Origin of the sequence: Agrobacterium vitis (assembly GCF_014926405.1) — a bacterium.
GTDB lineage: Bacteria > Pseudomonadota > Alphaproteobacteria > Rhizobiales > Rhizobiaceae > Allorhizobium > Allorhizobium vitis_H.
On record NZ_JACXXJ020000005.1, the window covers coordinates 3,675,001 to 3,698,219 of the forward strand.

At 55.3% G+C, this 23,219-nt stretch carries 14 protein-coding genes, 1 tRNA gene, 2 rRNA genes and 1 pseudogene; 9 read left to right on the top strand and 9 right to left on the bottom strand.

Going from position 1 to position 23,219, the window contains the following annotated elements; translation table 11 throughout:
• The first annotated feature begins 472 nt into the window (after positions 1-472).
• The 7 genes and pseudogenes from IEI95_RS28340 (at position 473) to IEI95_RS28370 (ending at position 8,305) form a co-directional block, all read left to right on the top strand.
• Positions 473-3,384 (top strand): 23S ribosomal RNA (locus tag IEI95_RS28340).
• Between the two features lie 339 nt (positions 3,385-3,723).
• Positions 3,724-3,838, top strand: a 5S ribosomal RNA gene (gene rrf / locus IEI95_RS28345).
• A 119-nt stretch (positions 3,839-3,957) separates the two neighbouring features.
• Positions 3,958-4,034: transfer RNA gene (locus IEI95_RS28350), tRNA-Met, on the top strand.
• Between the two features lie 550 nt (positions 4,035-4,584).
• Positions 4,585-5,298 carry a pyruvate kinase gene (locus IEI95_RS28355; protein WP_234934278.1) on the top strand — a complete coding sequence of 238 codons (714 nt, stop codon included), beginning with the start codon at positions 4,585-4,587 and terminating at the stop codon, positions 5,296-5,298.
• A 70-nt stretch (positions 5,299-5,368) separates the two neighbouring features.
• Positions 5,369-6,935: pseudogene (gene istA / locus IEI95_RS28360) on the top strand (IS21 family transposase).
• Positions 6,868-7,602 carry an IS21-like element helper ATPase IstB gene (istB, locus tag IEI95_RS28365; protein ID WP_156543945.1) on the top strand — a complete coding sequence of 245 codons (735 nt, stop codon included), beginning with the start codon at positions 6,868-6,870 and terminating at the stop codon, positions 7,600-7,602. Before istA ends, istB begins: the two are co-directional and overlap by 68 nt.
• Positions 7,603-7,786: 184 nt before the next feature.
• Entirely contained in the window at positions 7,787-8,305 is a 519-nt protein-coding gene (locus IEI95_RS28370) for a pyruvate kinase (protein ID WP_337926574.1), read from the top strand.
• Between the two features lie 107 nt (positions 8,306-8,412).
• Here the strand turns inward: IEI95_RS28370 and IEI95_RS28375 are convergent, their stop codons facing one another.
• From IEI95_RS28375 to IEI95_RS28410, 8 genes are all read right to left on the bottom strand, one after another.
• A complete protein-coding gene (locus tag IEI95_RS28375; RefSeq protein ID WP_156535700.1) occupies positions 8,413-10,749 on the bottom strand; it encodes a succinoglycan biosynthesis protein ExoP in 2,337 nt (778 codons plus the stop codon).
• 640 nt (positions 10,750-11,389) lie between these two features.
• On the bottom strand, positions 11,390-12,385 hold the full coding sequence (locus IEI95_RS28380; RefSeq protein ID WP_156535701.1) for a glycosyltransferase family 2 protein: 996 nt from the start codon (positions 12,383-12,385) through the stop codon (positions 11,390-11,392).
• Positions 12,382-13,314: a glycosyltransferase family 2 protein gene (locus tag IEI95_RS28385; RefSeq protein ID WP_156535702.1), complete on the bottom strand. Its 933-nt coding sequence runs from the start codon at positions 13,312-13,314 to the stop codon at positions 12,382-12,384. Before IEI95_RS28385 ends, IEI95_RS28380 begins: the two co-directional genes overlap by 4 nt.
• A complete protein-coding gene (locus tag IEI95_RS28390) occupies positions 13,311-14,336 on the bottom strand; it encodes a glycosyltransferase family 2 protein (RefSeq protein ID WP_156535703.1) in 1,026 nt (341 codons plus the stop codon). The genes IEI95_RS28385 and IEI95_RS28390 overlap by 4 nt, the downstream gene beginning before the upstream one ends.
• Positions 14,326-15,570: a glycosyltransferase family protein gene (locus tag IEI95_RS28395; RefSeq protein ID WP_156535704.1), complete on the bottom strand. Its 1,245-nt coding sequence runs from the start codon at positions 15,568-15,570 to the stop codon at positions 14,326-14,328. The genes IEI95_RS28390 and IEI95_RS28395 overlap by 11 nt, the downstream gene beginning before the upstream one ends.
• Positions 15,571-15,799: 229 nt before the next feature.
• Positions 15,800-16,606: an endo-1,3-1,4-beta-glycanase ExoK gene (gene exoK, locus IEI95_RS28400; protein ID WP_156535705.1), complete on the bottom strand. Its 807-nt coding sequence runs from the start codon at positions 16,604-16,606 to the stop codon at positions 15,800-15,802.
• Between the two features lies 1 nt (position 16,607).
• Entirely contained in the window at positions 16,608-17,732 is a 1,125-nt protein-coding gene (locus IEI95_RS28405) for an acyltransferase family protein (protein ID WP_234934279.1), read from the bottom strand.
• Between the two features lie 398 nt (positions 17,733-18,130).
• Positions 18,131-19,609 carry a lipopolysaccharide biosynthesis protein gene (locus IEI95_RS28410; protein WP_156535706.1) on the bottom strand — a complete coding sequence of 493 codons (1,479 nt, stop codon included), beginning with the start codon at positions 19,607-19,609 and terminating at the stop codon, positions 18,131-18,133.
• A gap of 236 nt (positions 19,610-19,845) precedes the next feature.
• On the opposite strand from IEI95_RS28410, the gene IEI95_RS28415 reads away from it, so the two are divergent.
• Positions 19,846-20,805: a glycosyltransferase family 2 protein gene (locus IEI95_RS28415; protein ID WP_156535707.1), complete on the top strand. Its 960-nt coding sequence runs from the start codon at positions 19,846-19,848 to the stop codon at positions 20,803-20,805.
• Between the two features lie 73 nt (positions 20,806-20,878).
• Positions 20,879-21,844, top strand: a complete 966-nt coding sequence (locus IEI95_RS28420) for a polysaccharide pyruvyl transferase family protein (RefSeq protein WP_156538597.1) — start codon at positions 20,879-20,881, stop codon at positions 21,842-21,844.
• 127 nt (positions 21,845-21,971) lie between these two features.
• Here the strand turns inward: IEI95_RS28420 and IEI95_RS28425 are convergent, their stop codons facing one another.
• Positions 21,972-22,988: a glycosyltransferase family 2 protein gene (locus IEI95_RS28425; RefSeq protein ID WP_156535709.1), complete on the bottom strand. Its 1,017-nt coding sequence runs from the start codon at positions 22,986-22,988 to the stop codon at positions 21,972-21,974.
• Positions 22,989-23,219: the final 231 nt, after the last annotated feature.

The following is a 23,219-nucleotide window of genomic DNA, read 5'->3' on the forward strand; positions in this document are numbered from 1 at the left end:
TTTTGTCTTCTGAAGAAAAAATAAAGTTTACAGCGCTCGATTGAGTTCTGTCTGTTCTGGTACATTGTGAAGAGAAGATTGATCTGGAGGCTTCCAGGTATTGTGAGGGAAACCTTGCGATGTCCGAGCCCTTTCCTGATGATCCCTAGGATGGTCTAGCCGACCTGATTTTGGTGAAGGATTGGAGGTAGGAAGGAAGCTTGTCACTCTGGATCGTGCGTTGTTCGACACTTCGGTGTTGTCTGACAAACGATCGGATTACCGTTGCCTGACCGCGCGGTACCGGATTTGATCTCGAGAAGCTGGTCTTAAGATAGACTGCAAGTGAGCTGCTCGGCGTAGCTCCAATAAAGCAGATCTATCGAACACGTCGATGGCATCATTGGTTTGGTTGGGTTGTAAAAGGTAACCCGGCCTGTTGCTCGTTTCCTTTGGAGGCGACAGCGAGATGATGAGCATTGGCAATGAGAACGATTAAGTGGAATAAGGGCATTTGGTGGATGCCTTGGCATGCACAGGCGATGAAGGACGTGATACGCTGCGATAAGCCGTGGGGAGCTGCGAATAAGCTTTGATCCATGGATTTCCGAATGGGGAAACCCACCTTAAATGCTTGGGAAATCTGAACTGTCTTGACCAGCCTTTTGACTTCGAGTGATCGAGGGAAAAGGCTCGAAGCCGTTTGGCTTCGCAAGGCCAAGGGCCGTCGCTGCTGATGCAGCGTGGGTTCTGCGGTCTCTGAAGGGGTTGGGACGTGTCAGGTTTCCAAGCATTGTTAATAAGGTATCTTATCCTGAATACATAGGGGTAAGAAGCGAACTCGGGGAACTGAAACATCTAAGTACCCGAAGGAAAGGACATCAACCGAGACTCCGCAAGTAGTGGCGAGCGAACGCGGACCAGGCCAGTGGCAATGAGGAATAAAGCGGAACAAGTTGGAAAGCTTGGCCATAGTGGGTGACAGCCCCGTACGCGTAGAACACTCATTGTCCTAGAGTAGGGCGGGACACGTGAAATCCTGTTCGAACATGGGGAGACCACTCTCCAAGCCTAAGTACTCGTGCATGACCGATAGCGAACAAGTACCGTGAGGGAAAGGTGAAAAGCACCCCGACAAGGGGAGTGAAATAGAACCTGAAACCGGATGCCTACAAACAGTAGGAGGGCGAAAGCCTGACTGCGTACCTTTTGTATAATGGGTCAACGACTTAGTGTAACTAGCAAGCTTAAGCCGGTAGGTGTAGGCGCAGCGAAAGCGAGTGTTAATAGCGCGATTGAGTTAGTTGCATTAGACCCGAAACCGAGTGATCTAGCCATGAGCAGGTTGAAGGTTGGGTAACACCAACTGGAGGACCGAACCCGCATCTGTTGCAATAGATTGGGATGACTTGTGGTTAGGGGTGAAAGGCCAATCAAACTCGGAAATAGCTGGTTCTCCGCGAAAACTATTTAGGTAGTGCGTCGATCGAATACCTCAGGGGGTAGAGCACTGGATGGGCTATGGGGACTCACCGTCTTACTGATCCTAACCAAACTCCGAATACCTGAGAGTACTAATCGGCAGACACACGGCGGGTGCTAACGTCCGTCGTGAAGAGGGCAACAACCCTGACCTCCAGCTAAGGTCCCCAAGTCATGGCTAAGTGGGAAAGGATGTGAGGATCCCAAAACAACCAGGATGTTGGCTTAGAAGCAGCCATCATTTAAAGAAAGCGTAACAGCTCACTGGTCTAAATAAGGGTCTTTGCGCCGAAAATGTAACGGGGCTAAAGCCATGCACCGAAGCTGAGGATGTGCAGTAATGCACGTGGTAGCGGAGCGTTCCGTAAGCCTGTGAAGGGACAGTCGTGAGACATCCTGGAGGTATCGGAAGTGCGAATGTTGACATGAGTAACGATAAAGGGGGTGAGAGACCCCCTCGCCGAAAGACCAAGGGTTCCTGCTTAAAGTTAATCTGAGCAGGGTTAGCCGGCCCCTAAGGCGAGGCAGAAATGCGTAGTCGATGGGAACCACGTTAATATTCGTGGGCCTGGTGGTAGTGACGGATCACACAAATTGTACAGTCTTACTGGATTGATTGTGCAGTGGAGTGGTTCCAGGAAATAGCTCCACCGTATAGACCGTACCCGAAACCGACACAGGTGGTCAGGTAGAGTATACCAAGGCGCTTGAGAGAACTATGTTGAAGGAACTCGGCAAATTGCACGCGTAACTTCGGAAGAAGCGTGACCCCTTTTTACGCAAGTGGAGAGGGGTGGCACAGACCAGGGGGTAGCGACTGTTTATCAAAAACACAGGGCTCTGCGAAGTCGCAAGACGACGTATAGGGTCTGACGCCTGCCCGGTGCTGGAAGGTTAAAAGGAGAGGTGCAAGCTTTGAATTGAAGCCCCAGTAAACGGCGGCCGTAACTATAACGGTCCTAAGGTAGCGAAATTCCTTGTCGGGTAAGTTCCGACCTGCACGAATGGCGTAACGACTTCCCCGCTGTCTCCAACATAGACTCAGTGAAATTGAATTCCCCGTGAAGATGCGGGGTTCCTGCGGTCAGACGGAAAGACCCCGTGCACCTTTACTATAGCTTTACACTGGCATTCGTGTCGGCATGTGTAGGATAGGTGGTAGGCTTTGAAGCTTGGACGCCAGTTCGAGTGGAGCCATCCTTGAAATACCACCCTTATCGTCATGGATGTCTAACCGCGGTCCGTTATCCGGATCCGGGACAGTGTATGGTGGGTAGTTTGACTGGGGCGGTCGCCTCCGAAAGAGTAACGGAGGCGCGCGATGGTGGGCTCAGACCGGTCGGAAATCGGTCGTCGAGTGCAATGGCATAAGCCCGCCTGACTGCGAGACTGACAAGTCGAGCAGAGACGAAAGTCGGTCATAGTGATCCGGTGGTCCCGCGTGGAAGGGCCATCGCTCAACGGATAAAAGGTACGCCGGGGATAACAGGCTGATGACCCCCAAGAGTCCATATCGACGGGGTTGTTTGGCACCTCGATGTCGGCTCATCGCATCCTGGGGCTGGAGCAGGTCCCAAGGGTTTGGCTGTTCGCCAATTAAAGCGGTACGTGAGCTGGGTTCAGAACGTCGTGAGACAGTTCGGTCCCTATCTGCCGTGGGTGTAGGAATATTGACAGGATCTGTCCCTAGTACGAGAGGACCGGGATGGACATATCTCTGGTGGACCTGTTGTCGTGCCAACGGCATAGCAGGGTAGCTATATATGGAATGGATAACCGCTGAAGGCATCTAAGCGGGAAACCAACCTGAAAACGAGTATTCCCTATCAGAGCCGTGGAAGACGACCACGTTGATAGGACGGGTGTGGAAGCAGGGTAACCTGCGAAGCTTACCGTTACTAATAGCTCGATTGGCTTAATCGTTCTCATTGACCATGCTCATCAAAGCCTTCGGCTTTGATGATGCCATCTGTTTTGTCCTGACGCTGTCGGCTCTTTGAGCCTTCGCTGCGGACGGCCCGCACCATCAGGTGCGACGGCCCTTGGCCTTGCGAGCGGAGCTCGTCACGGCCACGGAAACAAAAAAGACGTGTTCACACAATAAGAAAACGGGCAACGCCCACCAGCTTCTCAATTATGCAAAGCATCAATACGGTTCCGTATCAACGCTTTGGCACCCTTCTGAGCGCAAGCGAAGAAGATGGGTTTGCCAAAGAAAAGGGAACAATGTTGATGCAAAGCATCAACATTGCCCTTAGCTGACCTGGTGGTCATGGCGGGGCGGCCGCACCCGTTCCCATTCCGAACACGGCCGTGAAACGCCCCTGCGCCAATGGTACTTCGTCTTAAGACGCGGGAGAGTAGGTCGCTGCCAGGTCTGCTAAGCGCAATGTTCATACTCAAATCAATCATCTTCTCTCACAAACATCGGCCCCGCCGAAAACATAAAGGGTCGCTCAAGCGACCCTTATTCCGTTAACGCATAACAATATATAACGCGGGGTGGAGCAGCCCGGTAGCTCGTCAGGCTCATAACCTGAAGGCCGCAGGTTCAAATCCTGCCCCCGCAACCAAAATTACATCAATCCCGCAGCCTTAAACGCTGCGGGATTTTTGCGTTTGGGCAATGAGATCCTCCGGGCTTTCAGCTCTGTTTATATTTTACAAGGAAGGGTGCGCACAATTTCGAACCCGCAGCTTACTCCGTAAGTACTCACGGTTGAGATGATACCGATTTTCGAAATTGCTTTGTGAAACTTTCTAGACGGTTGACGTAGCTCAAAGCCTTCCAAGCCACCATCAGTCATCTGTGTCTAGAAGGCTTATGTCTTCTGGACATAATTAAGGATGATGGCCATGGCACAGTCTAATTTTGTTTCGAATGAGAATTCAATCGCACTGGAGGCTTTGCATCGCCAGATAAATGACCTTCGCGCTGACATTGCTGCGCATGCGCAGGATTTGTTGCAAGGTCTGTGCGGTTCGGCGGTGGTTCCCCTGCAACATAGGCCAGCGATTGAAAACCTTTGTCATTATCTTTCACTGCGCCACCGTGACCTACGTGTTTTGCAGCGCGAGTTGATGTGGAGAGGGTTGTCGTCTTTGGGCCGGCTGGAAAGTCGGGTGCTTCCAACCTTGGATGCAGTCTCGGCAGCGCTATCGGGTCTACAAGGTGTTGCGTCACACCTCGATGGACTGTCTGAGAGTAAGTTCTTTGCCGGAGAGCGATCGTTGCGAGCGGCAACAGAGGACTTGTTTGGACCGGCCCGCTCCTCTCGCCGCGGGCGGATCATGGTGACCATGCCAAGCGAGGCTGCTGATCGGCCGGATTTTGTCCTTGATCTCGCCAAACGCGGGATGGACATTGCTCGGATCAATTGTGCGCATGATGACGAGAAGGCATGGACAATGATCTCCGGCCACGTTCGCGCGGCGTCAGAGATCATTGGCCATAAACTGACCGTGTTGATGGATATCGCAGGACCAAAAATTCGCACGGAGGCCGTTGCGGGGGAAAAGCGCAAACTTCAGGTCGGGGACCGCCTCAGATTGGTTGCGCAAGGAAAGCCGCGTCCAACCGAGGATGTGGAGTTTGCGGCGACCGTATCGGTTGCGGAAATCGTCACCCGTGTCGCTGTGGGCCATCGGGTTCGATATGACGACGGTAAGCTTGAAGGTGTCGTTGAAGAAACGGGGCCAAACGAAGCGGTCATTCGTGTAACCCATACCAAAACCGGAGGTGTGAAACTCAAGCCCGAAAAGGGTTTGAACCTGCCCGATACAGCGCTTGGTCTTTCTGTGTTCCGGCGTGCAAAATTGACCCCATTAGCGGGGTAATCGGCGTCCAATTTTGACCCCCTTCGGATTTATCTGACCATCCGTCTTTTGACGGCGGATGGAGAGGGAGTTGAAGCGAGTGGATACGATTGCGCGCGTCCGGCGGGCCTTTCATGTTCAAGGTTGGTCGATGAAGAAGATCGCCCGTGAACTGCATGTTTCCCGCAACACGGTCCGCAAGATATTGCGCAGCGACGAGACCGACTTCTCCTACGAGCGCGAGCGGCAGCCTTTGCCAAAGACGGGGGCCTGGCAGGCGGAGATCGAGCGGTTTCTTGCGACGAACGAAGGCAGGCCATCGCGCGAACGGCTAACGCTGATCCGGATTTACGAGGAGCTTCGAGCGCTCGGATATGACGGCAGCTATGATGCGATCCGCCGTTACGCCAAGGGTTGGGCGAAGAACCGGGGATCAGCGACGGCGCAGGCCTATGTGCCGCTCTACTATGCACCCGGCGAAGCCTACCAGTTCGACTGGAGCCACGAGATCGTGCTGATCAACGGCACGACGACGACCGTGAAGGTTGCTCATGTCCGGCTCTGCCACAGCCGCATGATGTTTGCACGTGCCTATATGCGCGAGAGCCAGGAGATGGTGTTTGACGCCCACGACAAGGCGTTTGCCTTCTTCCGTGGTACCTGCACGCGTGGCATCTACGATAACATGAAGACGGCGGTGGAGGCGGTGTTCGTGGGCAAGGAGCGGCTATACAATCGCCGCTTTCTGCAGATGTGCAGCCACTACCTTGTTCAGCCTGTCGCCTGCACCCCGGCGTCTGGTTGGGAGAAGGGCCAGGTCGAGAACCAGGTTGGCCTGGTGCGCGAACGCTTCTTCACGCCGCGCCTGAGGGTTAAGAGCCTTGAGGAATTGAACGTTTGGCTGCTCGACAAATGCGTCGCCTATGCCAAAGCGCATAACCATCCGGAACAGGCCGACCAGACGATCTGGCAGATGTTCGAAGCCGAACGCAGCAGCCTCGTCCCCTATGTCGGTCCGTTCGACGGCTTTCACTGCGTTCCGGCCTCGGTCTCGAAGACCTGCACGGTCCGTTTCGACAATAACAAATACTCGGTCCTCTCAACGGCTGTCGGCCGCCCGGTCGAAGTCCACGCCTATGCCGACCGGATTGTGGTCAAGCAGGATGGCACGGTCATCGCCGAACATCGGCGCAGCTTCGGCCGCGGCGAGACGGTCTATGATCCCTGGCATTATGTGCCTGTCCTGGCCCGTAAACCCGGCGCTCTTCGCAATGGCGCGCCGTTCCGCGACTGGGTAATGCCGGCGGCGATGGAGAAGGTCCGCAAGCGATTGAAGACAGTCGATGACGGCGATCGGCAAATGGTCACCATTCTCGGATGCGTACCGGGCGACGGTATCACGACCGTTGAGGCCGCCTGCCAGGAGGCGCTTGATCAGGGCGTCTGCTCGGCTGCCGTCATCCTCAACATACTGGCGCGGCGTCGTGATCCTGCTCCGGCTGCGCCCCTGCAAATCCCCGATGCACTGCGGCTGACCCATGAGCCGGTCGCCGATTGCGCTCGCTATGACAGCCTCAGGAGGGCAAGCTGATGGAACGCACACAGGTTCTGGAATTGATGAGCACCTTGAAGCTCTACGGCATGCGCAGCGCCTATGACGAGGTCATGGGCAACGGCATCAAGCGCCAGCATGAGCCGCCGCGTATCGTTGGCGATCTTCTGCAGTCCGAGATCGCCGAGAAGCAGGCCCGCTCCATCCGCTACCAGCTCAGCATCGCCAAGCTGCCGCTCGCCAAGGATATCGACGACTTCGACTTCACCAACACGCCCGTCAATGAAGGCCTTGTCCGCGACCTGGCCACCGGAGCCTTTGTTGCCGATCAGCGCAATGTTGTTCTCGTCGGAGGCACGGGCACCGGCAAGAGCCACCTGGCCATCGCGATCGCCCGCGCGCTCATCCGCAACGGCACACGCGGGCGCTTCTACAATGTCGTCGACTTGGTCAATCGGCTGGAGACGGAGACGCGCAGCGGCAAGCAGGGCCGGACGGCGGACTATCTCAACCGCCTCGACTTCATCATCCTCGACGAACTCGGATACCTGCCATTCGCCCAGGCCGGCGGCCAGCTTCTGTTCCACCTGATCAGCAGGCTCTACGAGCGCACATCCATCATAGTCACCACCAACCTGGCATTCGGCGAATGGCCAACCGTCTTCGGCGACGCCAAGATGACCACCGCGCTCCTCGACAGGCTCACCCATCACTGCGAGATCGTCGAAACCGGCAACGAGTCCTGGCGCTTCAAAAACCGCTCTCAAAGCTAAAGCCGAAGAGCCCCATCACCCGCACCTGTTTCGCCCTCTGCAACCCCGGCCAGCGCCGGGCGATCCAGGTGCTGATCGTCAACACGGGGGTCAACATTGGACGCCGATATGGGGTCAACTTTCCGCGCCGATTGACAGTCTTTCGCCGCTAACCACGAAAGACTATTCCGATTTGGCAACCGTTATGACACACGCGGATATGCTGGGCTATTCCTTTGTCAGCCATGCTGATGACATCGATCTTTTGGAGGATGCACTGGCAAAATTCCCGGCTCGTTTGCAGCCGCTTGGCTTGATTGCCAAGATCGAGCAGCCGCAGGCTGTAACCAACCTGCCGGAATTGATCGTGCGAGCTCGATGCCGTAATCGCCCGTTTGGTGTGATGATCGCCAGGGGTGATCTGGCGGCTGAAATCGGCTTTGAGCGGGTAGCGGAAATGCAGGAGGAGTTGTTGTGGCTCTGCGAGGCAGCTGCTGTACCCACTATCTGGGCAACCCAGGTTCTCGAGGATCTTGTCAAAACCGGTCTGCCGTCCCGGGGAGAAATGACCGATGCCGCCATGGCCGCTCGCGCGGAATGTGTGATGTTGAACAAGGGGCCTGCGGTGGGTGAGGCCGTGAGCCTTCTCGATAGTCTCCTTGCCCGTATGGACGGACATGTGTTCAAAAAGACCCCGACGCTTCGCGCCCTGAAATCATGGTAGAAGACGAACGCTCGTAGCGATCACCTTCATGTGCTTGACCCTCTCGGCACTGGCGGAGAGGGTCAAGTATATTGCAATTCATCATTTGCGGGTCGCCGTTACAGCAATCATTCCACGTAGTATTTATTGTATTGCTTGCGGAATTTCTCTGAACCGCCGAAGTCGCTATAGCGAGTCAGGGTCTGCATGTCTGTCTTGTTTAAGAGAACGCCGAGGACTTTATTGCTGATATGCGGTTCTGCTTCGAGTAGATCGGACACCAGCTTCTTAGGCGTCTTGCCCCATTCGACAACGAAGACGAAACCATCTGCCAAGGGGGCGAAGGCTTTGGCATCGACGACCGGGCCGAGCGGCGCAAGGTCGACGATAATGTAATCGAACGATTGGCGGACATTTTCGAGCAAGGCATTCATTCCAGGCGATGCGATGAGCTCGTTGGTATGGGCCAGAGATCGGGCTGCCGCGCCTGGCACGATGGGTAGGACGGCAAGTTTCGTTTCCTGATCCACCTTGATGCAATCCTGCCAGGAGACCTCACCAAGCACGGCTTGGACGAGGCCGGTCTTCGGCGCGGGTTGCAGAAGCCGGCTGAGGCTCGGATTGCGCAAGTCGGCGTCGATCAGCAATGTCCGTTTGCCGCTGGAGGCAAGCAGAACAGCGAAATTTGCTGCAACCGTAGACTTACCTTCACCAGGAAGTGCCGACAGGACACCGATAACGCGGCTTGTCTTGCCCTGTAGAATAATATCGGTGGCCAGCTTGGTATTGCGCAGGGTTTCTGTGAAGGCGGATCGGGGCGCTTCGATCACGGTTCGCATCATTCTGTCGAGCGATACATTTTCCGCGCCAGGAACGACTGTCGCTCCCTTAGGCGCTTTTTGACGCCAGCGGGCAAGTTTGGGATTGATCGGCTTTTTCAACTTGGGACCGAGACGCGGCAGATAACCCAGAGATTTTTGGCCAAGTGTGGTGCGTACGTCGCTTTCCAGCCGGAAATACCGCTCCTGCATTTCCTGAAGAAAGGCTAGCCCGGCACCGGCCATCAGGCCGAGAACCATGGAAAGGGCGATCACCATTGTCTTTTTCGGGCTGGAAGGTGAGGCGGGTATACCAGCCTCGGAGATGATCCGCGCCTTGGCTGCCGGCAGGGACTGGCTCTGGCTAGCCACTTCGTAGCGATTCAGAAAGGCTTCGTAGAGGGTTTTGAGCGCCGACGATTTTTGCTCAAGCTCTTTCAAATGCACAAGCGATCTATTGGCGTCGGAATTCGTGCCGGTTAGCTTTTCCAGGCTGCCGCGTAGTGATTGCTCGCGCGATTTGGCAACGTCGAATTCATTGCCATAGCTTGACGTCAACTGTTGCAGTTCCTGGAAAATCTGGCCGCCGACATTGTCTTTTTCAGCCTTCAGCGCTTTGGCCTGAGGATGAGTTGGACCAAAATTGGCGACGATATCCTGTTCACGCTTTTCGATCGACAAATATCGGCTTCGCAGATCCTGAAGCACCTGATTGGCGCCAGCCTGTCCGGAAACGATGGCATTCTTCACCGCATTTTGCGGGCCTTGCGTGACGATGCTTTTATATTGCTCGTAGCGGGCCTGGGCGCTTGCCGCATCGGCCTGGGCAACGATCAGCTGTTTGTTGAGGTCGGTCAACTGCTGTTCGGACATCAGTTCGCCGCCCGTTTGGGTCAGGCCGTTTTCTGCCTTGTATTTTTCAACGTCCAGCGAGGCCAGCTGGGCACGCTTTGCCAGATCGTCCAAGCGACCTTGCAGCCACAGTGTTGCTCGCTCACTGGCGTCGAAATTGGCATTCAACTGATCGGTGAGGAAGGCATCTGCGTAGGCTTTGGTGACTTTCGCTGACAGCAGAGGGTCGGGAGAGCGATAGGATACGGCAATGACCGCACTGCGCATCACCCGTTCCACGGTAATGTTCTGCTGTAGCATGGCAGCGGCCTTGCCGCGCTTGCCTGCTGCGATTTCCGCATCGGTCAATTTCGGTCCAGGGCTGACCAGCCGCTTCACGGATCGCAACATGTCCTTGACGAAGGATACCGGCGAAGCGGGAGGATTGGTGACCAGTTCGTTATCGCTAAGCTTGGCCTCGTCGACAACCCGCAGGGCCATGCTGTTGGATTTGAGGATTTCCACGGCGCTGGCCAGTTCCGTATCGGCCTGGGAACGGTCACCGGGCGCTGCCTTGTCGTCCTGCGTGTAGCGCGACAGGCTGTCATCCAGCAGGATCTGCGTCATCGACGTATAATAGGGCGTCGTGAAGAGGAGATAGGTAATACCGAGCATCACGAAGAGGGCGATCGACAGACCGACGATCCTGGCCCTGCGCACGGCAATGGTCAGCAGTCTATCAAGATCGATAAAGGAATCGGCTTCAGGCTGCTCCCGTTGCAGAACGGCTTTATAGGGATAACTTCTCTCGTTCATGGGGCGGCTCTTCATAATTCGTTGCGGAACATAGTTTGGTCCAAGGATGTCTCGGCGGCACCAGGCCTGAGCCGGAAACCGGCTTCAAACGTGGTTGAGGCATGGATGGCTGTCAGGAAAAGACCTCCGCTGACCTGCCGGGATTCATTTAGGGTTCGTCTCCCGCCAATGCTGTCCGGGCGGGAACTCTTCGTCAGGGCATGGTCTGTCAACGGACAGCTGGACCGCCGCGACTGCTCATGCACATTGGAAAAACTCACACTCATACAGCACTCCAAACCCTTGATCTCGACAGATGCCCGTTTCCCAGCTTCGTTAGGATCGGAATGATCCGACCCTGATCAAGCAAATTGTAGAACAATGTTGATTTTCCGGCGCCTGATGTCATCCATGACGAACAAAGCAGACCCAGGCACTTTATAGTCAAGCATCGTTGTCGCCTTAAATCGATTTCGGACTTAAGGACTTTGCACTATAGGACGTCTTGGTCCGCCTGAATACGGCATTCATGCGACGGAACCAATTCCTTTAAAAAAGAGTAAACAGCGCAGGTCAAGATTGCTCCGGGTTGGGACAAGGGCTTCATTAATTTTGGTCTTGGCGTGCAAAGATCCATGTCAATTCTCTTTAAAGTAGCAGGTTAGCCCTTGATTGGCGGATCGGCAGAAGACGTAGCGGCTGTTGATGTCCGGTCTTTCTGCAGGCTCTTTATCAGTCGCCGGAGACGAACGGAGATTGGCATTTTCAGATGGCGCAGCGCCAAGGGATTGGCAAGGGCGGTCTTGATAACACCCGACACCGATCGTGCCTTGAGACTATCGATCAGATTTATGAAAGCGCGTGCTTCCTTCAGGCTGCGAGTTCGAGCCGTCTGGGCCGCAAGGGCTGCCCCTTTCAGCGGATAGCGTGAGATGAAACCGGCATCGGCGGCCATCATTGCATCGACATGATGGAGGCGAAGCACCCGAGAGATCGAACCCTCCCTGATATAATAGAGGTAACCCGCCGTCGGCTCTATTGTGCAGAGGGCATTCTCGGCCAAGGCCGAAGCCAGCAGCAAGTAATCCTCGCCGATCCTGAGGCTCTCGTCGAAACGCAGGCCTTTGTCATTCAGGAAACTGCGCAGGAACACAGGCTTCATATAGCCGAAATTATGTTCGGATCGGAACAGGATGTTGGAGCCGATAAACCGCGCCAGGTCGATTTGGCCGATATGCGCTAGCGCGTCTTCCAGAAACATCGTCCGGCAGGTGCCATTCATGTCGATCACGTCGAGATTATCGACGACGACCTGGGCCTTTTCGTCCTCGGCGCGCTCGATCATTCGAAACAGCCGCATCGGTTTGAATGTATCGTCTGAATCCAGCACGGCGATCCAGCGACCACGGGCGGCGTCTATTGCCGCATTCCTGGCACCGCCCGGGCCTTTATTGCGCTCCAATGCGATCAAGCGAACGCGGGGATCGGTGAGTGCTGCGACTCGTTCACGGGTATCGTCGGATGAGCAATCGTCGACAACAACAACTTCGACTGTGACATTAACCTGCGACAGCGCGCTTTCAATGGCGCGCTCGATGGTTTCACCGGTATTATAGGCGGCAATCACCACCGTGACGTCGGGTGTCCAGGCGATCATGGCTTGGCAGTCTCCAGCGATCCGTATTGGTGGATTTCACGAAAGCCGAGAATGCCGGAGACGGCGCCGAGATGCAGGATGCCGCGCAGGACATAGCGATGACGATGGATCGGCATGAAGACGAAAACCAGTGCGGCGAGAAAGCAGAAAACGGCCTTTGCTCCAGCCATCAGGATTGCCTTGAGTTTCGTCAGGGTTCCCTTGCCTTCAGCCACCAGCCGGCCATGGGTCTGGCCCATGCGGTAGCGGCGCTTGGCCAACCAGTCGAACCGGCTGCGCGATGGGGTCACGGGTTCATGGAGAAGGGCGTTCTCGGCATAGGCGATCCTGCCGCCATTGCGGTATATATAGGTGAAATACTCGGTATCCTCACCGCCGGTCTTGCCCAGCGCCAGGTTGAAACGGCGCTCGGTAAGGCGTGGTGAACGCAGATCGAGAAGCACGTTGCAGGTATAGCCGGTGCGGATTTCACCGCCGACAAAGACCGGGAATGTCGAGTGAAAATCGCCTTTGCGCATCCATTCCGGCGCGTTGTCACTATAGCTCGCCTTGACGGGACCAAGTACGGCATCGGCACCGGTCTGGCGGGCGACCGTCAGCAATTCGTTCAGCCAGCTTTCGGTTGCGGTCTCGTCATCGTCGATAAAGGCAAGGTAATCGGCATCGCTGGCATCCAGGCAGGCATTGCGGGCGATGGATATATTGCCAGCCGGGCAATGGACGTAAATCAGCCCGCAGGGGAGGCGCGGGCGCAGGCTATCGACCAAGGATGCAGCACTGGGCGTCTGGTCATTGTCGGCAACGATGATGCGCAGGGAAACCCCGGTGGGAACGTCGATCATGGCGAGCGACAAGAGAGCTGTCTCAAGCTCCGGCCGGCGGAACGTGCAAATGCCGATATCGATGCGGATGGGATGGGCGGCATTCATGATGCAACCTCTTGGCTGGGCGGCAGCGGATAGGTTTTACGATTGCGAAAATCCAGTATTTCCCGCCAGAAACCGGCCGACCAGGCAAAATGCATGATCATTGCCGAGAGGGCGGCCAGCGGCCCAAGTGGTTGGCGCTCGCCGATGGCGAGCCAGACGCCGTAGCCAAGGCAGGCCAGCGCCCAGACGAGAAGCGGGATGAGTGCGAGCCAGCTGAACACACACAGCAATGCGAAAACGGCAACCGGAGCCACGGCCAGCGGAATGAGCTGACGCAGGCTTGGACGGGAGCGATGTTTCAGGAAATTCTGGGCGCGGCCGCGGCCATAGCCAAAATATTGCCGGTAGAGCGGCAAGGGGCTGGAGCGTGGATAATAGACCATGCTGGTATTGGCGGTCATCCAGACACGAAAGCCGGATTTATTCAGTCGGTAGTCGAATTCCGCGTCTTCGTTATGACGGAAGGATTCGTCATAGCCGCCAATCGCTTTATAGGCGGCAATGCGGATCAGGGCGTGATGGCCATGATCTGTCCAGTGACTTTGAGCGCCTGTGCGATGCTTGGAGCCACCGTTGCCGAGCTTGGAATTCTGAGCCAGGGCCGTTGCCTTCTGGAACGTTCCGAAGCCAACCGTCAACATGCCGACAACGACGGAATCGGCCCCGGTTTCCAGGGCCTCTGTCACCAGTGTCTGGCAATAATCGTCTGGATAAGTGCCGTGGGCATCGATGCGAATGATATAATCGTAATCACCGCCGAATTGGGCAACGGTCAAGTTGACGGCGGCGCTCTGGATCTTCTTCGGATTGTCGATCAGCCTGACCTTGGAATTCGCAGCGGAAATGCGCGAGACGATCGCCTGGGTCTGATCGCGGCTGCCGCCATCGGCGACGACGATTTCAGCGTTCAGATCGTCAAGCGCCTTGGCCAGATTGGCGATGACGCCCTCGATATGCTTTTCTTCGTTGAGGCAGGGGATGACGATCAGGCATCTTACGGATTTCAGCTTGTCAGCCATCATGAACGTCTACCTTGTTCGAAAGGGTTGGCTTGGTTGAAAGGATCGGCGCCTTCAGGGCGTTTGAATTGAGCGAGCGGGAGGCCAAGGGATCTGCGGGAAGCGCTGCAAGTCGGCGCACCAATGTCTCGCAATCGGCTCTGGTGAGCGTGAAGCTGTGTGGATCCTGGGCGGCAACCGCATCGAAGGCGGACTGGTAACGCTCGGCAGTCATGGTTTCAAACAGTGAAACGAGGGAGGAGACGCTTGCATCCTGCAATTCAAAGCCAATGCCCTTGCGGGCCAGGTAGCGTGCTGTCTCAGTTCCCTTCAGGGCGATGGGAACGGTGCCATAGCGGCATCCTTCATAGAGCCGGTTCGGCAAAAGCCAGCTTGAATTCTGGCCTTCCTCGTAGAAATCGATGGCCCAGACAAATTGAACCTGCTGGTAGATGCCTGCCAGGTCCTCGGGATTTTTGTAGGGTCCATGAAAATTGACATGCGGTTCACGTGCGACCTGAGCGTCGAAATTCTCAAACTCGATATGAGCTGGACGTCCACGCATCTCAACAACTGCCGAACCCTGCATCGACCGGGTGAATTCACCGAGCAGTTTAAGGGATTTCGAACAGCGTAGGGCGCCGAACCAACCAATGCGCCAAGGCTGGCCGGGAGCCGGAACCCGCGGTGTCAGCGCCAGCGGTGCGTCTTGCCCGGACAGGTCGAGCACTTGGTTTTCGAGCAGCATGGTCGGCAGATCGAGACCCGAAAGCGGCTGAAAATACTGTTCGACAAAGGCCGGAGAGCTGGTGATCAACAGGCTTGCCTGGCGACCGAGCCGCGCTTCCAGACCGCGCAGCGATTTGCCGAGCGGATCATTGCGCAGCATCAGCCTGTGGATGTCGAGACATTCATAGACCATCGGCACGGCTGCACCGAAAATATGGCGAGCGCGACGGCCTATGGCCAGCATTTCGAGATTGCGGGCAATGATCACATCCGGGCGGGGCAGATGGCCAAGTTTGGCAGCGGCTGACAAGCTGGCTTTTAACACCGTTGCTGCGCGGTGAGCAAAGCGGCCATCGGCGGTTATTCCAAGCTCGATCGGTTGAACCCCTTCCACCGCGGCCAATTTGTTTTCATCGCGGCGAAAGCCAGCCAGCATCACGTCCGCGCCACCGGCACGTAACATCATCACCCTGCGGCGAATGGCAGGATCGGCAAGGTCATGCGCAAGGTATAGCACACGTATGGTCATTGGCCCCCTTTGTGCAATTGCGGGGAAACCCTCGCCAGTGAGGATCCGGTTTACCGCGCTAAATTGCGTCTTCATGGAAAGGTAAGCCACCCATGGCATACCTCGCCCCCTGTCGTGTTTCAGTTGTGCGGCATGCTTTTCTTGAACCTTACCCGGATCAAGCCATGATGCAGCAGTCTGGCAAGGTAGCGTCCCTATTAACGTAAGGCCGCTCTCACATTGCTTGGTGTCAATTCAGCGTACAAGCGACCGATTCCGGGAACTGGCACTTGTCGCCCAGCGCCGTGAATGCCAGTCGCTCTACGGTCATGGTCTGCGGTCCGGAATAGGAAAACGACCCCATCCAGTCCTTCAATGTATCCGTACCCCAAAGACTGAAGAAGATCTTCTGGCTGTGGCTGGGCAATTTGGCCGGATCGGTCACGTCCTGAACCAGCTTGCCGTTGACATAGTAGCGCAGCCTGTCCTTTTCCCAGACAAAGGCATAATCGTTGAAGCCCTTGTTGGCGCCGTTATCGACGGCAGCCATTTTTTCATTGCCACCCTTGGCCGAGATATACTGGTTGACCTGAACCTCGTTGAGGTTCTTGCCAAGGATCTCGAAGTCGATCTCGTCATGGGGAGTTTTGTCGCGCGGGCCGATAAAGGTGAAAAAAGCCGAATTCAGCCCGGACGCATCGGCGGTTTTCAGGCGCGCCTCATAGGTGCCATAGCTGAAGCGCTGCTTGGTCTGGATTTCGGCGCAGGAATACTGACGCTCGCCCAGCGGCTTGTCGTCAAATGTCAATTCCAGATGGCCATCCTTGATTTTCACGTTCTTCTTGGTCCACGTGCAGTTCTGATGCGGTCCGTTATTCCAGCCGTCGGAAATATACCAGCGTTTTAAATCCAGTTTGTCAAATGTATCGACAAAGGATTGGCCTTCGACGGGTTGCTGGGCATGTGCTGTGGATAGGGTTATCAAAACCGTCGCACCGAAAGCAGAGGCGCAGAGTAGGCGAGAAAACAGACCTCGGAAAAGCGAGGGGTGGTTCATGTCAGTCTCCTTTGCTGAAGGCAAGCGCCCGCCCGGCTGCCACGTTCTTGTTCTTGTCTCTGCCGCTTGCATTGCGCTGGCCGGTCATGACCCCGTAAAATCCCGGCGTCAGCCGGATCGCCAGGAAATGGGAGGCAAGCAGCAGGCAGAAGGTGACGGGTAGTGCAAGGACGTAAAAGAGGGGGTAAGGCCCTATATCGAATTTTTGCCAGATCATCCATGCGGTCATCAAGATCGGATAATGCGCGCAGAAGATCCAGAAACTAAGCCCGCCGGGTGCGGCGACCAGTGTTTTGCCAAGGCGCGTATTCTTGAGCAGCCGGGTCATTTCCCAGGCTCCCAGGCCGCCAATCACTGTGATCAGACCATATATCACATCAAGCCAGAGTGGGTGCTCGTTAAAGCCGGCTTGATATATGCAGACGAAGACCGCCATGGCCGAGACCAGCACGGCTGCCACAATCGGCAAGGCATAACGGTCGAGCTTGCGGATATCGACATTGTGTATCGCAATCGCCGCACCAGCCGAAAACCCGAGAATGATCGATTTTTTCAGGAAGATCATATTGGGCACCGGTAGGACGACATAAAGCAACAGAACTCCAAGCGTCAGTGCGGGTTGGCGTTTCACCAGGAAGCCAATCAGCGGCGATAGAAGAAAGCAGAGTAGCAGGTCGCGCAGGAAATAGAGTGGCAGATTGATCGGCCAATCTTCCGTTGCCAGCGCCAGGGTAACGAGTTCCCGATAGGATGCGGTGAGAACACTTGGGAAATATCCTTCGCCATAGCCCATGGATTGCGTTGTCAGCACATACAGGAAAACGATGCTGTTCCAGAGCAGGAAAGGCAGCAAAACGCTCGAACTTTTCGAGCGAAGCACTTTCTTGTAATCGAAACCGTCAAGGCCTCGGCGAAACATCAGCAGGCCGGAAATCGCACTGAGGCAGGGAACGCCAATGCGAAACAGCATATCGCCGAGAAAGGCGCGCAGCCAATCAAAGGCGCCGTATTGGCCCAGATAGGCGTTCGACTGCGGATCGAAAGGGACATGTACGAAGACAATGCCGACGATCAGCATCAACCGCGCCATATGAATCCGCGCGGACAGTTCCTGGTCGATCTTCACGATATTCGGTACTCCTGTCTTCAATATCCTCTATCGTCCCCATCACCCTAAGGCCCATCACAGTATGGGCCAGCACCTTCACATTATGGGAATGTGCCTGTAAAAATGTGGCAGTGCAGCAAAAAATTTACCTCTTGATCTTCAATTTTTTGCAGTTCGCCCAGTGAGCTCGGGTTGGATTGGCGGGATAATAGTAGGATTTTTTTGATAAAATCTTGAAAATTCAGCGGCTTAAATTTATGTGCTTATTGCTATATGTCTATTCGCGTGTGCGAATATTTTTTTGTCCAGAGCTCGAAAAAAGCTAAGGAATTGCACCGCCTATACCATCGGTTTTCCCGGATGAGGGCAGAATGGCTCGATAATGAGGCGGCGCAGAGCGGTTTGCATGGCTTACATTATTCTGCAGGTGCGGGGGCCGCGGATCTGCGGTTGCGCACCATGGTTTTCAGTTTTCTCAACAATTCGGCCTCCGTCAGAACAACGAATACACCGTAGATTGTGCCTCCTATCAATCCGCCAATCAATACTTGCAGTACGGGATTGGGGACCAGATACCCATAAAAATGCAGAAGGGCGCGAACCATGCCAGCCATGATCAGAGCGGTGACCATCGGCCGTGTGGAAATAAACATGCCCTTGAGGAAGGGCATCTGGTCGGCGCGGAACACCACCCAGGAATAGCCGAAGAGCACGACGACATTGACGACGCACAGCGCCACCATGGCATCGACCAGGTTTCCGAAAGCTGCGGCAACCGCCACGGCAACGGTGGTGACGATTGCCCGGATGACGGCCCACCAGAACAGCGTACCGCCGTGCCCCACGCCCTTTAGATAGGGAATAAACGTGCTGCAAGGCGTGAGGATGCCCTTGGACAAGGCGAGCAGACCGAGAACCGGCCAGGCCCAGGCCCATTGCGGTCCAAACAGCACCAGCATGGCCGGTTCGGCCAATGCCCACATGCCGAACATCATCGGCGCCAGCAGCACGGTCGTCACCTGGGTGCTCAACATCAGCGCCTGAGAGCGGCGGTCCCGATCGTGCATCATGGTGCTGAAGGCGGGAAACAGCACGCCCATGACAGCGGATAGGACGACCTGGTTGGGAATGCTGGAAAACCGGTTGGCGGCGGAATAAGCGCCAGCATCCGACAGGCCGAGATAGCGGGAAATCACCACCATCGGAGACTGAAAGGTGATGAAATTGGCGATTTCCGAGCCCATCATTCCGAGGCTGAAGCGACCGAGCGCCAGGATACGACGCGGCTTGAAGGCAAAGCCCGGGACATAACCGGATACATAATAGAGCCCGCAAAGCCGGATGATGGAGGAGGAAAACAATTGCGCCACCAGCGCCATCACCCCATAACCCATCAAGGCCATGCCGACCGCAATCAGTGCGCCGGCTGATTCGGAAATCATGCTCCACAGCGCGTCCTGGCTGAACTGCATGCGCCGGGCCAGGAGAGCATAGGCAACGTCTCCGGTGAGTTGCAGCGGAATGAGCACCGCCATGATGCGCACCAGCGGCGCGGCCTCGACCGCCCCCAGCATGGCCGAAATCGGTTCGGCAAACACGTAAAGGAGGGTTGCCATCAGGCAGGAAATGATCAAATTCGCCCAGAAAACAGAATGGATCGTCTCCGGCTCTTCCTTTTCCTGGATGACCAAAGCTGCACCGAAACCCGCACCGCCGATCATCGCCAGGAATTGCACTACGGTTAGCGCAACGGCGACAGCACCGAATTGATCGGGAGTGAGAATGCGCGCCAGGATCGGGACCGTGACAAATTTAAGCCCGAAAGTGCCTGTCTTGGAAAGGACGCTCCAGCCGACATTCCGGGTTACGGATTTCGCATTGACGGTTGGCGGCATGGGTAAACATCCTTGGGTCTGGGGGCGAAAGAGCGGTTACAGGTCGAAAAGCTTGTGGGAAAGCGCCAAAATTGTATGGTTATGGAGAGTTTTTGCTTTCAGGGTGGCAAACAACACAAGCGCTATGGCGAACCTGATTGCATCATGGAATATGGTGCAAGGCACCATAGTCTGATAGCGCAAGGGTACATAACAGGCAACTGAACCTCTTTCTTGAGAAACGACAGGGCAAAAAGATGGCGAAGCTGACGGTGATTATTCCCTTCTATCAGAAGGAAGCCGGAATTTTAAGACGGGCGCTGGGCTCGATTTTTTCCCAGACATTCCAGGACTTCGACATTATTGTGGTCGATGACCAGTCACCCTATTCCATCGATTTGGAATTGCAGCCGCTGGAGCCGGCACATCGTGCCCGTATTCGGGTGATCAAGCAGCAGAACGGTGGTCCCGGCGGCGCCCGCAATACCGGGCTCGACGCAATTGCCGCCGATTGCGATTTCGCCGCCTTCCTGGATTCCGACGATGAATGGGCGCCGGACCACCTGAAAAATGCCTATGAGGCCATGACCCGATTCGGTGCGGATTGCTATTGGGCGTCAATCCACGGCGGAGATGATTTCTACTATCATTTCAGCGTTGCCGAGCTGAAGAAGACCGAAAAAACCGTGCAGCTTCAGGAGGCGCCACTGGTGCTCGAACTGCCGGAAATGCCAGTGGTGATGCTGAAGAACTGGAGTTTCCTGCATCTGTCCTGCATGGTGATCGGTCGCCCGCTGTTTGAGAAAATCCGGTTTGAAGCCGAGCTTCGGCTGGCTGCTGAAGATGTGCTGTTCTTCTGTGATTGTGTGCTGGCAGCCAAGCGCGTCATTCTGTGCGATGCCGCCGGAGCTGAACGCGGTGAAGGAATCAATATTTTCCACAGTATTGATTCAAGTTCTCCCGCCTTTCTCCAGCAGCAGTTGAATACCTGGGTGGCGCTTGATACGCTTGAACGGCGATTTTCCAATAAACCTGAAGCCTTGAGCTTTATTCAGCACTATAAGCAGACCGCTCGTAAAAATGCCCTCTGGGGTCAGATGGGCATGGTAAAACGCCGTAAGCTACCGCAATTCGGCGTGCTATTGCGATGGATGAGACGGGATCCTGCCATCGTGCAAAGTGCTTTGGCCCTTGCGGTTGGTAAATTTTCCCGCTGATATAAAAGTATCTTGAAATGCAGCGATCATGCATTCTCATCGGGCGTCTGCCTCGCCCCGTAAAGGAACATTCATGCAGCCTTACTATTGGGAATCCGCCCATGGAAATTTTGGTGACGACCTGAACCTTTGGTTATGGGATTTTCTCATGCCAGGTTTTCGGGATGTGCATCCGAAAACGTTGCTTGTCGGCGTCGGAACTGTTCTCAATCGCGCTCTTTTGCCGGAAGGTCAGCATAAGCTGGTGATCGGCAGCGGCTTTGGCTATGGAAGCCTGCCGGATATGAGCCGACCGGAAGAATGGGATATAAGGTCCGTGCGCGGTCCTTTGACTGCCAAGGCGCTTGGTCTGCCGCCGGAAAAAGGTGTGATCGATCCGGCTGTTATGCTGGCCGACATGCCTGAATTCCAGAAGCTGCCAAAACTCTACAAAAAGAGTTTCGTTCCTCACTGGGAATCGGCGGTAGCGGGCGTTTGGGCATCAATTGTACCCAAAGTGGGTCTCACCTATATCGATCCCTGCGGCGAGGCAAAGGCGGTTATTCGTCAGATCCTGCAATCCGAGGTGATTATCGCCGAATCGATGCATGGCGCGATCATTGCTGATGCTCTACGCGTTCCATGGGTCGCGGTCAGCACCTCAGCTTCTATCAATAGTTTCAAATGGAACGATTGGGCTTCTACTCTTGGTGTGACTTACAAACCCCTGCGCGTCCCACTGTCCAGCCGCGCTGAAGCGCAGATAAAGGGTGAAAGCTTTTGGGGGATGAGCTTTAAAAACCACCAGCCAGCCCCAGAAAATCCGAATGATCTGGCTGTGGATGCAGCGGTTCTGGAACAAGCACGCGGTCCGAAGCAAACTGGATTGCGCACCGTCGTCAAGCAGATCCTGGCAGGGCCAGCCATGCTTAATCTATGGAAGGCAAGTCAAGCAGAACCGCAACTGAGCCGAGATTCAGTTTTGGAAGAGCACAAAGCACGGTTCCTGGAGGTTATTGAGGGCGTCCGTCGTGATTACGGGATCGCCGCGGTCTCCTGATCATGCAGGTGTATGAAAGTCTGTCCGGTTTACTCTGAGCCGGGCAGACTTTTCATTTATGCGGTGCCGTAACGCATCATAGATGACTTGTTACAGCGCTGTAGGTGCATGTTTTTCCTGGAAAACTCTATCTTTGATCGGCATCCGCGATGACAGGCAAAAGATAGCGCAGAGTCCCCGAAGACTGGGAGGATTGAGGGCGTTGGCTTTTGCCCATCAGCGCATCTCTCTTATCTGCTGCAATCCCGCCGATGATGGCCGGTATGGCCATAGGATGGCTCGCGGCATAGGCGATAGCTGAAAATGCACCCTGATTATTCTTTAAATCGAGGAAATGGCGCAACTCGTAGCGGTCGCGGATGTGCTTTTCATGTTGGGTCAACAGTGACCTCTGTTCCTGCGTCAGGTTTGGATTGGCAAGAATGGAGCGGTCGGCTTCGTAAAGCCGCTTGAGATCTTCGGTGCGATGTTTGCCGCTGAGCGAATCATGGCGAACAACGGCGCCATAGCCGCAGCTATGAATGATTTTGTAGCGTGCGCCAGCGACAAGTGCGCGCGCGTAAAGATCATAATCTTCACCAAGGCGGAGCTTTTCATTATACCGCAAGCCATGGCGATCGAGAAAATCGCGCCGCATGACTGGCTTTAGGAAGCCGATTTCCCCGCGTTGCGCGCCTCTTTGGGAAATATTTCCGGCAATGAAATCCTCAAGCACCAAAAGGCGGGCCTGACGCCGGAAACGTTTGACGCCGGTACTGACCTGGGAAACGCATTCCTCTTTTACAAAAACGATATTGTCGGCGATAAAATCCCACTGGTCTTCAGCCATCATCTGGGTGAAGCGTCCTGGCAGGAAAAAATCATCTGCATCGAGAATAGCCAGCAAAGGTGCCGTCGATGCTTCAATGGCGCAGTTGCGCGCGGCGGCTGGGCCGCGATTATGGTCGAAACGGATAATTTTCAAGCGACCGCTGTTGTCATCGGCGGATAGTGCTTCTGCACCAGTTCCATCCACAGATCCATCATCGACAACGACCACTTCATGCGTTTCTGCTTCCGCCAAGGCAGAACGCACCGCCCGTGCCACAGTGGCGCTGGCGTTTTTGGCGGCAATAATAACGCATACGGTGGAATTCATCGTCATTACGGTCCCCCGTACTCTAATCTGACGCGCAGGTAGCGCGTTTCTGATAAGAACAGATGACGAAGCAAAATTTCCCCTACATTATGGCAGGAACCGGAAAGGCAGTGGATGTCTTCCGGGGTTCTAATCGCCTTGCTCCAAATCAACCGTTTTCCAAGCCAAACGCGGCTTTCAAACACAAATGCTTGGCGAAGTGAGCCGTGTCAACGGCTTTCGCGCAATCTTTGCCAT

What these genes read in the sequence shown, in the direction of transcription:
- istB (WP_156543945.1), top strand. Translation starts at nt 6,868, where the DNA reads ATGGAACGCACACAGGTTCTGGAATTGATGAGCACCTTGAAGCTCTAC.
- IEI95_RS28370 (WP_337926574.1), top strand. Translation starts at nt 7,787, where the DNA reads ATGACACACGCGGATATGCTGGGCTATTCCTTTGTCAGCCATGCTGAT.
- IEI95_RS28375 (WP_156535700.1), bottom strand. Translation starts at nt 10,749, where the DNA reads ATGAACGAGAGAAGTTATCCCTATAAAGCCGTTCTGCAACGGGAGCAG.
- IEI95_RS28380 (WP_156535701.1), bottom strand. Translation starts at nt 12,385, where the DNA reads ATGATCGCCTGGACACCCGACGTCACGGTGGTGATTGCCGCCTATAAT.
- IEI95_RS28385 (WP_156535702.1), bottom strand. Translation starts at nt 13,314, where the DNA reads ATGAATGCCGCCCATCCCATCCGCATCGATATCGGCATTTGCACGTTC.
- IEI95_RS28390 (WP_156535703.1), bottom strand. Translation starts at nt 14,336, where the DNA reads ATGATGGCTGACAAGCTGAAATCCGTAAGATGCCTGATCGTCATCCCC.
- IEI95_RS28395 (WP_156535704.1), bottom strand. Translation starts at nt 15,570, where the DNA reads ATGACCATACGTGTGCTATACCTTGCGCATGACCTTGCCGATCCTGCC.
- exoK (WP_156535705.1), bottom strand. Translation starts at nt 16,606, where the DNA reads ATGAACCACCCCTCGCTTTTCCGAGGTCTGTTTTCTCGCCTACTCTGC.
- IEI95_RS28410 (WP_156535706.1), bottom strand. Translation starts at nt 19,609, where the DNA reads ATGCCGCCAACCGTCAATGCGAAATCCGTAACCCGGAATGTCGGCTGG.
- IEI95_RS28415 (WP_156535707.1), top strand. Translation starts at nt 19,846, where the DNA reads ATGGCGAAGCTGACGGTGATTATTCCCTTCTATCAGAAGGAAGCCGGA.
- IEI95_RS28420 (WP_156538597.1), top strand. Translation starts at nt 20,879, where the DNA reads ATGCAGCCTTACTATTGGGAATCCGCCCATGGAAATTTTGGTGACGAC.
- IEI95_RS28425 (WP_156535709.1), bottom strand. Translation starts at nt 22,988, where the DNA reads ATGACGATGAATTCCACCGTATGCGTTATTATTGCCGCCAAAAACGCC.